Consider the following 12,646-nt stretch of genomic DNA (forward strand, 5'->3'; position numbering starts at 1 on the left):
AAGCTGACGTGCGAACAGAGATAATTGTTTGAAGATGATTAACTCGCCTCAAGTACCTAGCTGATAAAGACTAATGACCACATACTCGTACATAGACATCCCATTCAACCTGCGCCACACCTGTTGGTTTTGTGGTGAACCTTCCAATGATGTTGTTGAATTCCCTAAGACTGCACAAGCTATTGCCAAGATAGACTATTCACCGATAGCACTGCCGGCTTGCAAGGAGTGTGCGAGAATTAACTATTCCAAGAGTCTGACTTCAATTTGGGCGGTGCGCGATCAGATAAAACACGCACTCATCGATAAGTACGCAAAGCACCTAGGCATCGGTGAAAACTGGACGGAACAAGAGCTTATTGATTCTGATTTTTCAGGCTCGACGCTTGGCGGGTTTGGCCGTAGTGCTTGGAAAATGTATCAAATAGCCAAACAACGAGTCGATTATAGAGGCTGGCCTTTGTCGGTTGATGACATCCCACTTGAGGTATACGACGAAACCAGTGGCTTTGAGTTTGACGGTACTCGTTACGCATCAATCAATTCGTGTATCGATTATTTCACTAAGGCTGCGGGCGTAGACAAAGAGCTGCTATCGCAACTTGTCGACATCGTTTCAACAGACCGTTTTAGCTACGCACTACGAATCGCCAAGCTAAACAAGAATGTCTCTAATACCAAACGCTCAGAGATCATCGAAGAGGTGTTACAGCAGGAGTCCGAACAAGAAGAGATAGAGCTTGAGCAAGCCAATTCACTGTTCAACCCAAATGTCGAAGAGGTCAGCATTTCAGGTTCGACGGCTCCGGTTTTCGCTATTCAATGGGCAATGATGAATAACGTTATAGATTTAGCTCACCTTTGCGCACTCGAGGATGATTATTTTGACTATTTCGAGCACCTCGGGGGCCCTGCAGCTTTCATGTCTTATAACGGCCTACAACTCTACTTAGAATCTCGTCAAGATCCGGAATGGGTAGAAAAATCGGATCCAAATAAACAGTATTGGTGATCATAAGCCATTACTGGTGAACACGTGTAAGCTCGATGAACGTGTCAAACACCCATTGTTAGTCCTTGTTTTATATAAAGATCTAAAAACAGCCCTCTATAGCAGTTAATTGTTGCAATTCGGTTAAATAGAGTGAAAACTTCAAGCATCTAAAACTATTTAATCACTGCAATCTTGTCGTGAGTAAGGAGTGAATTGTGCTTGCTGTTCTTCGTATTATTTTGGCGACGGTGTTTATTATTTTCACCACTCTATGTGCTTTTGGTTACTGCTTGTTTAGCCCCAAAAACCCAAAGCATGTGTACGTTTTTTGCCGTTGGTTCAACCAATTACAAAAACTCGTTGGGGTAAAGATCCTACAGAGAGGCCTAGATAATGCGCCGACACAAGAAAAGAGTGTCTACATATCTAACCACCAAAGCGTGTTGGATTTTGTGACCGCCCCAGGAATGTTAAGGCCTCGCACGGTTTCTTTAGGCAAACGCGATTTGTTGTACGTGCCCTTCTTTGGTCTGCTGTATTGGATCACCGGTAATATTTTAATTAACCGCGAAGACAAGTCCAAAGCACGCGATACCATCAAGCAAGTGGCGGAAGCGATTCACCAGCGAGATCTGTCTGTTTGGGTTTACCCTGAAGGAACGCGCAGTAAAGGGCGTGGATTACTGCCATTCAAAACGGGCGCTTTTCGAATGGCGATTGAAGCTGGCGTACCTATCACCCCGATGTGTACCAGCACCACACACAATAAGATTGACCTCAACCGAGTTAATAATGGCATTGTGATCACCGAGATGCTCAAACCTATCGATGTGTCTGGATACAAGATCAGCGACGCTAGAGAATTAGCCAATAGCTGTCACGCAATTATGGCTGAAAAAATAGCAGAGCTTGATGCCGAAGTGGCTCGTATAGAGGCTCAACAAAATCCAGAGCTGGATTCAGACCGTTCTTCTACGCGCTAACAAGGTAGTCACAGAAGGAACAAGAGCTAACTCGCAACGAATACACTGAGTCATCGCTCAATTACTTTAAAAGACACTCAACGATCGCAACTCTCATTGTTCTTGTTTTACATGCCGGCGCTTATCCGCAAAATAAAAACAGGCGTTAATGGCTTTAAAGAGCAATGGGAGTAAACGATGGAAGTGATTCACCATGGAGGAAAACATACTGTCACTGGATCTTGTCACGAGCTAAGAGATTCAGGCCAAGCGGTGCTCATCGATTGTGGCCTTTTTCAAGGTAAAGAGTCCCAAGGTTCAGATCTTCAAGGCAAAAAGATTCAAGGTTCGGATGCTCGCCCTCTCGATATTGAGTTTGAAACTTCCCACCTCAATGCTCTTCTGCTGACCCACACTCACATTGATCATATTGGTCGATTACCTTGGTTACTCGCCAGTAGCTTTAACCAACCAATTTATTGTACTCAGGCGACAGCTGAACTCGCCCCTTTAATGATTGAAGACGGCCTAAAACTGCAAGGGCTCAGTCATAAACAATCCAAACTCATCCTTAAAAAAATTCATTCGTTGATTGCTCCTAAGCCTTATGGGGAATGGTTTCCAATTGTCTCTAAACAGCAAAACGACGGAAAGGATCACCATAGGCCAAATACTCTGCATGCTCGTTTTCAACCTGCAGGGCATATCTTAGGTTCGGCCTATATAGAGATTAAGTTACCCAACCAAGAAGTAGTGGTCTTTTCAGGCGACTTGGGCCCTAGTAACACGCCACTGCTGCCGGATCCTAAACCACCACAACAAGCCGACTATCTGTTTATTGAGTCGACTTACGGCACTAGCACGCACGACGATATTGCTTCACGCTCTGAACGCCTCAAAGCAATCATTGATCGTTCGTTACTTGATGGCGGCGTTATTCTAATTCCGGCTTTTAGCATCGGTCGAACACAGGAACTGCTATTTGATATCGAACAGCTGATCTTTGAGCATCAACTCAGCAGCGATATTCCTATCATCCTCGATTCGCCTATGGCAGAAAAGGTGACGCGTTCATACCGACGCTTTAAAGAGTTATGGGGGCAAGAAGCAAAGCAACGTCTTGAACTGAAACGTCACCCACTCGCTTTTGAGCAGTGCATTACGGTTGATGGACATAGAATGCACAAGAAAATCGTTAATCGCCTTAAGTCGACAGGTGAACCCGCGATTGTGGTCGCAGCTTCTGGAATGTGTCAGGGCGGCAGGATAATGAACTACTTATCCGCTTTGCTTCCCGATCAACGGACGGATGTGATTTTAGCGGGCTATCAAGCACACGGAACGCTCGGACGAGAGCTGCAACAAGGCGAAATGCAAGTTTCTATTGATAACAAAGACGTTGAGGTTAATGCTCAAATTCATGGCATGTCTGGCTATTCTGCTCATGCCGATAAAGAGGATCTCAATCGATTTATAGAGGGCATCGCGACTCCACCAAAAGAGGTGCATTTGATTCACGGTGAGCCAAATACTCAGTCTGAGTTCGCTAAAGAATTACAGGCGCGAGGGTTTGTGGTTGTTTGAAACAGGCATCAAACTAGCTACTCTCACTCAGTAAACATGAAGGTCAGAATTATCGAGCCTTCAAAGGCACAGTTTCTTAGGCCTGCGAGATCACTCGATGCAGGTGATATATTCCAATCAAATCCATCTCACCACTCCTATATCAGCCGTTCATGCTAAGCAATTTTCACCGCTGTTTTACGCAATTTCGTCTATTGTGCACACCTACCCTTCTTCTGCGCACCTCCCCACCCTTTTGTATTAATCACTATTTATTCACTTTGCAAAACACCAGCCGCAACAATCTGTTGCATAACAAGTTAAATGGAACGATTATCGAATTAGCACTAAGCATTAACAAACACCCTCTATAACTTGCTTTATGTCACAGTAATCCCAATGCGCAGTTAAATAATTTAACACTCGGGTTACAAGTGAAGTATTGTGTTGTTCGAAAAACAATCATAAGCAAAACTAACAGGGAAAATACTCATGCAGTCGTTCGTTGATTTTTTGAATGGAATAATCTGGAGCCCAGTACTTATCTACCTATGTTTAGGTGCAGGTTTGTTCTACTCCATCATGACTCGATTTGTTCAAATCCGTCACTTCTTTGAAATGTGGCGCTTGCTACTTTCGGGTAAAAGCTCATCAAAAGGCATCTCGTCTTTCCAAGCTCTTGCCGTTTCGCTGTCTGGCCGTGTAGGTACAGGTAACATTGCAGGTGTTGCTGCCGCTATCGGTTTCGGTGGCCCAGGTGCAGTATTCTGGATGTGGGTGGTAGCTTTCTTTGGCGCGGCGACTGCTTACGCAGAATCTACGCTGGCGCAAATCTATAAAGAAGAAGATGAAGGCCAGTTCCGTGGTGGTCCGGCTTACTACATTGAAAAAGCAATGGGTCAGAAGTGGTACGCATGGATCTTCGCTATCGCGACTATTTTTGCATGTGGCATTTTGCTTCCAGGTGTTCAGTCAAACAGTATAGGTAATGCTGTAGAAGCTGCATTTGGCTCAGGTGATATGATTGAAACAGCTATCGGTACATTCAGTTTCGCTAAAATTTTCACTGGTACTGTTGTTGCTATCATCCTTGCTTTCATCATCTTTGGTGGTGTTAAACGTATCGCGAACTTCACACAAATTGTCGTTCCATTCATGGCGTTGGCTTACATCATCATCGCATTCGTTATCATCCTACTAAACATCAGCCAAGTTCCTGTTGTTTTCGGAATGATTCTGGGTGATGCATTCACTCCTATGGCAGGCTTTGGTGCTGCAATCGGTTGGGGTGTTAAACGTGGTGTTTACTCAAACGAAGCGGGTCAAGGTACTGGTCCTCACGCGGCAGCTGCGGCAAGTGTTGATCACCCAGCTCAGCAAGGTTTGGTTCAAGCGTTCTCTATCTACATTGATACTCTTCTAGTATGTTCTGCTACAGCGTTCATGATCATCATCACTGGTGCTTACAACGTTCACGGCGGCGCTGAAGGTGTCTTCCTTGTTCAGAACCTAGCAGCAAACATCGGTGCGAATGGTCCCGTATTTACACAGCTTGCTATTGAAAGTGCACTGCCAGGCATTGGTAAGCCGTTCATCGCATTTGCTCTGTTCTTCTTCGCATTTACAACGATTCTTGCTTACTACTACATCGCAGAAACGAATATTGCTTACCTACGTCGTACCATCAAGATCCCTGGCATGATGTTCGTACTTAAGCTTGTTCTTATTAGTGCCGTTTTCTATGGCACCGTTAAAACAGCAAACCTTGCATGGGCAATGGGTGATGTGGGTGTTGGCTTGATGGCATGGTTAAACATCGTTGGTATTCTGATCATATTCTTCATGTCTAAGCCTGCGCTTAAGGCTTTAGCAGACTACGAAGAACAGCAGAAACAAGGTGTGACTGAGTACACATTCAACCCTGTAAAACTAGGCATTAAAGGTGCTACTTACTGGGAAGAGAAATACAAGCGTAAAACTGGCAAGTCTCCTGAATCTGAAGTTGCAGACAGTAAACCTGTAGAGCAACCTTCAGCTTAAGCTTGACTTAGCAAATAGATCGCTTTAACTCGCGCTATTAATAACGCATAAAAAAGGGGTTAGCCATTTCGGCTAACCCCTTTTGTTTTGTTCATAAAAATCGTAGTTTATAACGAGCTCATTACTTATAACGAACTGACTGCTTATAACAAACTAACTGTTCCCAAGCTAGAGCGTTAAGCAACGATCTCTTGAGCCGTCATTTGAGGCGCTTTTTTCTCACCGATTGGCAGTACTGTGCGGCCATATTCGTTGTTGATTACTTGTGCCATCGCAAAGTAGATAGCTGACGCACCACAGAAGATACCTTCAAAACCAGCGATAGTACCGATCAGTTCGCTGCCAGTGAAATCACGAGCGGCAAGTAGGAAGAACAAAATAGTAAGTGAACCGAATACTACTTGTTTCGCTACTGGGTAGCATAGAGAACCAATGAACATGAAGCCAGTGAAGATGCCCCATAGTAGTAGGTACCAACCCATAAACGCTGCTGGACTTGCTGGTAGGCCCATGTATGGCATTACGATTAAACCAACCAAAGATAACCAGAATAGACCGTAAGAAGTAAACGCAGTTGTACCGAACGTGTCACCACGTTTGAAACACATTGTGCCCACGATAACTTGGCTTAGACCACCGTAAAAAATACCCATAGCAAGAATCATTGAATCGATTGGAAAGAAACCTGCGTTATGGATATTAAGAAGTATAGTAGTCATACCGAAACCCATTAGGCCAAGTGGTGCCGGGTTCGCCAGTTTTGTTGACATTTTGCGCGCCTTTAAAAAAAGTTAATAAAATTTGTACGCAAATTTTAATCCGAACGGCATAAAAAGATAGATCGCTAAATCGCAATCTTAGATTGCATCGTTCGCCAGTTCGGCTTTCGTGATGATTTCAAGTATCTCGCCAACTCGTTTAGGGCTTTGTTCCATCAAGACCGCTTGAACCTCGGGCTTTACACACGCTAACCACTCTCCCGAAGGTTCTTGGTTAAACTTATCCATCGGGCCCATACTTTGGCTCCATGCACCACGGATATCAACCGTATCTTTGTGGCCATCGTTAGTCGTAAAATATGAAAATTCAAAGGTTGTCGCATCTACAGATGTGATTTGGCCAGATGCCCCCCACGGCGCAGAAAGTTCGATCATAGGACCGATAGGATAGCTTTCACCTTCAATTTCTACAGAAGTTGCTTCACCAATGTAAATTTGAGCGTTATTGGCTGACTCTGAGACAGTGAAAGGTAATGATGTTGATACAGAATTAGGACCTTGAGGCGCAGCTTGCTTTAATAAGAATTGAACGATTGACGGGTATGCATTAACAGCAGCATCAACTTCCCCAACAGACTCCATACAGCCTTCGTAATTCATAATGCCTGTACTATCGACACCTTTAATTAAAGCGCCTTCAAGTGTTTGAATAACATGAATTTGGTTACCTTGTTCCTCTATAGACGTGATTTGGCCTACAGGACTTTTTAATACTTGATAACGCTGAGCAACAATACCTTCAGAGCTCGTTTCAAAACTCAAACTGCCATAATTACCCCAGCCCAAACTTTGCTCGAGACCTGACTGCGGCGTACTGTTACACCCAGTAACTCCAGTTACCAATAACGCAAGAATAGATAGCTTTAACTTCATTTTAATTGCCCTGTAATCGAATTATTCACGAACACAGTTTATCGATAAATGGAAAGCACTACTGTAATAGAAAGTAAGGGAAGTGTCGTATAACTGTCACTGAACAAGCAAGCCTCTTATAACAGAGGCTTGCTTAGTTTAATTATTTACAGCTAATTTCATCCCAGAACCAGTTCGATTGAACAGGGCTTTCCCAGACACCTGGACCGTTTTTAGCTACGAAGCACTTGCCATTATGTGTCACCTTGTCGCCATTACTCACTTGGCTAACACCCGCTTGCCATGTGATAAACACCGATGGATCAACAACGACAGGCGGCTCAGTCACAGGTGGTTCAACCGGTGTTGGGTCTACCGGAGCAGGATCGACAGGTGCAGGGACAACTGGCGATGGATCTGTCACTACGGGTGGTGTTGGCTCACCCGCTACTAATTTCCAAGGGCCGCCATTGGCAGGATCATCCCCTTGAGTCCACCACTTAGCTTGATAAGTCGCGCCGTTGTGAGTGACTTGGTCGCCAGCATTGTAAACTTTCGTTACACTCCAACCATTGCCTCCGGGGTTAGTACCAGGGTCAACCGGATCAAGCTTATCGACCACTTTCACTTCTGGCCAACTCGCATGTGATCCATAAAAATTGGTCACACACTTCTCATAATCTCCGGCCACCAAGGCTGAATAAGCGGTTTGGAAACCAACAAGCTCACACTCAAATGAATAGCCTTCTGGGCGGTCTGCGTAGTATTTCCAGTTACCATCCCAGTTGGTGTACAACACATCAGTCGCACCATTCAAGTTCAAGCTTCCATAAGGCGTTTGCTGCCAACATGTATTGGCTTCATCCGCTTCTACAGGGATCAGATAATGCGCAGCTAATCCTTCCCTATAACGAATTCGGTTAACCGGTTGGCCTTTGTCTTTGTTCTGCTCACCACACTCGATACCACCATTAATTACGTTGATTGTGGTACCAAACCCATAGCCAATTCCCGCATCCAACTCACGCTGAGAGGGTGTCCAAGTGCGGTCAATAACGTGCAGCATGGCAGGTTTAGGAGCTTGAGGTGTAAGGAAGAACCAGATAGCAGAAGCCAAGTTCAACCATGAATCAGCAACCAAACCTGGGTTATTCAATAGAACCGTCGCATCACCATCGAACATAACTTCCGAGAACGCACCGTAGTTAAAATGGTAAGAAAGCTGTTTAGCACCACGTCCAAAGTAACCCTGCCCTGCCGCACAAGGCCAACGTGCATTCTGCCAATCGTTCTGACCACAACCGGTGGTGTAACCCTCTTGACCTTCTGACCAACCCATTTCTCGAACATGCACCAGCGCTTGCTGCCACTCTTCTAGAGCTAATGGGTTATCAGAGGTGTTATCTATTGCGATGTGCCCGCCTGTTTCTTGAGCGAAATGAGCAAAGGCCGTGATGATGGATTTTTTACAGATGGCGTCTGAGTCTCGGCCATCAGTGTACTCTCCACAGAAGGCTGGGAATTTACCAATCGCCCGTAAGAAGCGAGTGTACGTGTATTCTGCCGCAGCCATCTGAGTGAGGAAGTCCCATTCAGATTGAGGGAATACACGCTCGACTCGTTTCACATTTTCAGGATTCGAGGCTAAACCCGGTTCAATAGCTTCAACAATACTATTGGGACGAGTTTGTAATGCTTGTGACCAGATCGCATACATAGGATCGGATGTTTTCGCTTGTTCAGCAGCTTGCAGTGCAGACTTTTCAACAAGGTAGCCATTCGGGTTTTGCGGATCAGGTTGAATGTTCAAAGACGCGTAACTGTGTGCTGCTAAAGTGCAGCCAACGACTGTCGCCAAATATTTGATTTTTAACATGATGGATTCTCTTATCTGTCCTTAATAAGTCCATCAAAGAGTATGCGGCGCATGGGAAATGAGCCAGTCGTTACCATGTGAATTTATAAAAAGTGCGAGTGACACTTTTATGTATCCTTCAACACAACAAAACGTCTCATTGTTTCTTGAGGTGATATCTAACTTCCAACGGATTTGGTTGCTCGTTGTAGATGTAAATCCTTAATCTCCTAAATAAAAAGAAAAAAGCCTCGAACAAAGTTCGAGGCTTAAGAGCTTAATCAAAACTGGTTAAATCTCTAAGAGATTATTCCCACTCGATAGTTGCTGGTGGCTTACCAGAAATATCGTAAACAACACGTGAAATGCCGTTAACTTCGTTGATAATACGGTTAGATACCTTACCTAGGAAGTCGTATGGTAAGTGTGCCCAGTGAGCAGTCATGAAGTCGATAGTTTCTACTGCACGTAGAGATACAACCCAATCGTACTTACGGCCATCGCCCATTACGCCAACTGAACGTACAGGTAGGAATACCGTGAATGCTTGAGATACTTTGTGGTAAAGGTCAGCAGCGTGAAGCTCTTCAATGAAGATAGCATCAGCACGACGCAGTAAATCACAGTACTCTTTCTTCACTTCACCAAGTACACGAACACCTAGACCTGGACCTGGGAATGGGTGGCGGTAAAGCATGTTGTATGGAAGACCAAGCTCTAGGCCGATCTTACGTACTTCATCTTTAAACAGCTCACGTAGAGGCTCAACAAGGCCCATTTCCATATCATCAGGAAGGCCACCAACGTTGTGGTGAGATTTGATTACGTGTGCTTTACCTGTCTTAGATGCTGCAGACTCGATTACGTCTGGGTAGATAGTACCCTGAGCAAGCCATTTAGCATTCTTCAGTTTCTTAGACTCTTCGTCGAAGATATCTACGAATACGTGACCGATGATCTTACGTTTCGCTTCAGGTTCAGCTTCGCCTTCCAGAGCGTTAAGGAAACGATCTTCCGCATCAACTTTAATGATGTTTAGGCCGAATTGGTCACCAAACATCTCCATAACCTGCTCACCTTCGTTTAAACGAAGAAGGCCGTTATCTACAAATACACATGTCAGTTTGTCGCCGATAGCGCGGTGAGCAAGCATTGCTACGACTGATGAATCAACACCACCAGAAAGACCAAGGATAACTTCGTCGTCACCTACTTGCTCTTTAATACGTGCAACTGCATCTTCAATGATAGATGCTGAAGTCCACAGACCTTCACAACCACACGCGTTAAGAACGAAGTTCTCAAGCATTTTTAGGCCGTTTTTAGTGTGCGTTACTTCTGGGTGGAATTGAACACCGTAGTATTTCTTCTCTTCGTTTGCCATTGCAGCGTATGGGCAAGTATCTGTCTCTGCGATTTTTGTGAAATCAGCAGGGATTTCAACCACTTTGTCACCGTGGCTCATCCAAACATCTTGAGTTGTCTCAAGGTCGGCGAAAAGTGCAGATTCACCCGTCACTTGTACAGCCGCGTAGCCGAACTCGCGCTCAGTAGATGTTGCTACTTTACCGCCAAGTTGCTCAGCCATAGTTTGCATGCCGTAGCAGATACCGAAGACAGGAACACCTGAATCAAATACGTACTGAGGTGCACGTGGAGAATTCTCTTCCGTTACACTTTCAGGGCCACCAGATAGGATGATACCGTCTGGATTGAATTCACGAATATCCGCTTCTTCTACGTCCCAGCTCCAAAGTTCACAGTAAACACCGATCTCACGAATACGACGAGCTACTAGCTGTGTGTATTGAGAACCGAAGTCCAGAATTAGAATACGTTGGTCATGAATATTTTTAGTCATTGTAAGCAGTCTTATTGGCTATGTGATAAAACGGAGGCGAGTTTACTCACCTCTGATTAACTCTTCAAGAAATAAAGCAAACGTTTTCGTTGGTTATCTGTAACCTCGTGTTTTGAGAAAATCAGACTTTCTGCAAAACAGGCGGTAGATAAAATAATGTGCCGACTAAATCAGCACATTATTCAAACGTTTGGACGTATTATTAACCTAAACGGTAGTTAGGTGCTTCTTTCGTGATTTGAACATCGTGTACGTGAGATTCTTTCATGCCCGCACCAGAGATACGAACAAACTCAGCTTTAGTACGCATATCTTCAACAGTTGCAGAACCCGTTAGGCCCATGCTTGAGCGTAAACCGCCCATCTGTTGGTGAACGATCTCTTTTAGACGACCTTTGTATGCGATACGACCTTCAATACCTTCTGGAACAAGCTTGTCTGCAGCGTTGTCAGATTGGAAGTAACGGTCAGAAGAACCTTGAGACATAGCGCCAAGAGAACCCATACCACGGTAAGACTTGTAAGAACGACCGTTATAAAGGATAACTTCACCCGGAGCTTCTTCAGTACCCGCGAACATTGAACCAACCATCACACAAGATGCGCCAGCAACGATAGCTTTACAGATATCGCCAGAGAAGCGAATGCCGCCATCTGCGATTACTGGAATACCGTATTCGTTAGCTACTTCAGCCGCGTCTGCGATTGCTGTTACTTGAGGAACACCAACACCAGTAACGATACGAGTCGTACAGATTGAACCTGGGCCGATACCTACTTTAACCGCACTAACACCGGCTTCGATAAGAGCACGAGCGCCAGCGCCAGTTGCTACGTTACCACCGATGATTTGTAGATCAGGGTATGCAGCGCGAGTTTCGCGGATACGGTTAAGTACGCCTTCAGAGTGACCGTGTGAAGAGTCGATAAGTAGAACGTCTACGCCAGCTTCAACTAGAGCAGCAACGCGCTCTTCGTTACCAGCACCAGCACCAACAGCTGCACCTACACGTAGGCTGCCGCGCTCATCTTTACAAGCGTTTGGTTTACGTTCAGCTTTGTGGAAATCTTTCGCAGTGATCATTCCAGTTAGTTGGAAGTCATCATTTACAACAAGAACTTTTTCAACACGCGCTTCGTGCATTTTCTCTTGAACTTCTTCACGAGTTGCACCTTCTTTAACAGAAGCAAGGCGAGCTTTAGGCGTCATTACTACGTCAACTTTCTTAGAAAGGTCAGTCACAAAGCGAACGTCACGGCCAGTAATAATACCAACAAGTTCGTTTGTTTCAGTAACAACAGGGAAACCGGCGAAGCCGTGTTTTTGAGTAAGAGCTACAACATCAGCGATTGTCGCGTCAGGGTTTACAGTAACAGGGTGAGAAACCACACCTGCTTCGTAAATTTTAACCTGGCGAACCATTTCAGCTTGCTGTTCAATAGACATGTTCTTATGAATGAAGCCTATTCCTCCTTCTTGTGCCAGTGCAATCGCTAGGCGAGCTTCTGTCACAGTATCCATCGATGCAGAGATCATTGGGATGTTTAGGGAAATATTCTTCGTCAACTGAGTGCGAAGATCAGCTGTATTAGGGAGAACGGTGGAGTGTGCTGGCACTAGCAGTACGTCGTCGAATGTCAGCGCTTCTTTGGCAATTCTTAGCATTTGCAATATCTCACAATAATAGGAGTAAAAAGAAACAATCCAATCTCATCGTTTCGCCTAATGAGGGCAGCCAA

Annotated in this window: 9 protein-coding genes; 4 read left to right on the forward strand and 5 right to left on the reverse strand. The window is 44.9% G+C overall.

Annotated features, from left to right (window positions below):
- Window positions 1-73 precede the first annotated feature (73 nt).
- The 4 genes from ACED53_RS07765 to ACED53_RS07780 all read left to right on the forward strand — a co-directional run bounded on the left by ACED53_RS07765 (window position 74) and on the right by ACED53_RS07780 (window position 5,559).
- The gene (locus tag ACED53_RS07765) at window positions 74-1,012 is read left to right on the forward strand and encodes a hypothetical protein (protein ID WP_017099599.1); all 939 of its coding nucleotides are present in this window, start codon (window positions 74-76) and stop codon (window positions 1,010-1,012) included.
- Window positions 1,013-1,209: 197 nt separating this feature from the next.
- A complete protein-coding gene (locus ACED53_RS07770) occupies window positions 1,210-1,977 on the forward strand; it encodes a 1-acylglycerol-3-phosphate O-acyltransferase (protein ID WP_017099598.1) in 768 nt (255 codons plus the stop codon).
- Window positions 1,978-2,154: 177 nt separating this feature from the next.
- Window positions 2,155-3,540 (forward strand): MBL fold metallo-hydrolase, encoded by a 1,386-nt coding sequence (locus tag ACED53_RS07775; protein WP_017099597.1) that lies wholly within the window; start codon window positions 2,155-2,157, stop codon window positions 3,538-3,540.
- Between the two features lie 471 nt (window positions 3,541-4,011).
- Window positions 4,012-5,559 carry a sodium:alanine symporter family protein gene (locus ACED53_RS07780; protein ID WP_009848307.1) on the forward strand — a complete coding sequence of 516 codons (1,548 nt, stop codon included), beginning with the start codon at window positions 4,012-4,014 and terminating at the stop codon, window positions 5,557-5,559.
- A 176-nt stretch (window positions 5,560-5,735) separates the two neighbouring features.
- Here the strand turns inward: ACED53_RS07780 and ACED53_RS07785 are convergent, their stop codons facing one another.
- The 5 genes from ACED53_RS07785 to guaB form a co-directional block, all read right to left on the reverse strand.
- Window positions 5,736-6,329 (reverse strand): GPR1/FUN34/YaaH family transporter, encoded by a 594-nt coding sequence (locus ACED53_RS07785; protein WP_017099596.1) that lies wholly within the window; start codon window positions 6,327-6,329, stop codon window positions 5,736-5,738.
- An 87-nt stretch (window positions 6,330-6,416) separates the two neighbouring features.
- On the reverse strand, window positions 6,417-7,211 hold the full coding sequence (locus ACED53_RS07790; protein WP_017098063.1) for a hypothetical protein: 795 nt from the start codon (window positions 7,209-7,211) through the stop codon (window positions 6,417-6,419).
- A gap of 142 nt (window positions 7,212-7,353) precedes the next feature.
- Window positions 7,354-9,066, reverse strand: a complete 1,713-nt coding sequence (locus tag ACED53_RS07795; RefSeq protein WP_017099595.1) for a chitinase — start codon at window positions 9,064-9,066, stop codon at window positions 7,354-7,356.
- A 286-nt stretch (window positions 9,067-9,352) separates the two neighbouring features.
- Window positions 9,353-10,906, reverse strand: a complete 1,554-nt coding sequence (gene guaA / locus ACED53_RS07800; protein WP_017099594.1) for a glutamine-hydrolyzing GMP synthase — start codon at window positions 10,904-10,906, stop codon at window positions 9,353-9,355.
- A gap of 202 nt (window positions 10,907-11,108) precedes the next feature.
- Complete coding sequence (gene guaB, locus ACED53_RS07805) at window positions 11,109-12,572, reverse strand: IMP dehydrogenase (protein ID WP_010440594.1); 1,464 nt, start codon at window positions 12,570-12,572, stop codon at window positions 11,109-11,111.
- Window positions 12,573-12,646 lie beyond the last annotated feature (74 nt).

It is taken from the genome of Vibrio sp. 1F169, from assembly GCF_041439605.1.
In the GTDB taxonomy this organism is placed as follows: Bacteria; Pseudomonadota; Gammaproteobacteria; order Enterobacterales; family Vibrionaceae; genus Vibrio; species Vibrio tasmaniensis_A.